General features: G+C 55.3%; 1 protein-coding gene. It reads right to left on the reverse strand.

The features are described from left to right. Positions 1-427 (reverse strand): M1 family aminopeptidase (locus tag VI25_RS20240; protein ID WP_236705158.1); only part of this gene is annotated, 427 nt, incomplete at its 3' end. Positions 428-611 lie beyond the last annotated feature (184 nt).

Genomic DNA, 611 nt, shown 5'->3' on the forward strand with positions numbered 1-611 from the left:
GGTCGATAACGACACTAGCAACACCTTCACGACGAAAGTTTAGTTGCACCTCATCGGTTTCGTCGTCCTCGCTCGCCCCAAACACCGGAGTCCATTGAGTTTCAAGGACCTTGCCTTGCGCATCAAGCGTAGCAACGGGTACGGCAAAGGGAGCCTGCGAGTCATTGCGAATCAGCACCTTCACCAGTTGCCCCTCCACCAGCAGATCCGACACGGCAGCGGCGTAGCGAGTTTGGGCGGTGAGCATTTGCTTAAAAAACCACCCCAGGGGTTGGCCCGTTACTTCTTCAAACACTGCCTGCATGTCGGCAGGGTAGGGGTGCCGAAACTGCCAGCGCTGGTAATAGGCGTGCATGGCCTCATCAAACTTCTCCTGCCCCACATAAGCTGCCAGATACCGTAGCAATGAAGCAGTTTTGCTATACACAACAAAGTTATAGTTGAGGCTGCTGTATTCCGCGGAGGTAGGGCCACTCACTGGTTGATCAAGCCCACGGCTAGCCAGGGCCTGATATGGAATTTGCTCTAGTGCGGCAGGCGGCAAGCCATCTATACCGAGGAGGCTCGCCAGCTGTGGTAATTTGGTGAGTCCCTCAAACTGGCCCGCATTC

This window comes from Hymenobacter sp. AT01-02, from assembly GCF_000961955.2.
Lineage (GTDB): Bacteria > Bacteroidota > Bacteroidia > Cytophagales > Hymenobacteraceae > Hymenobacter > Hymenobacter mucosus.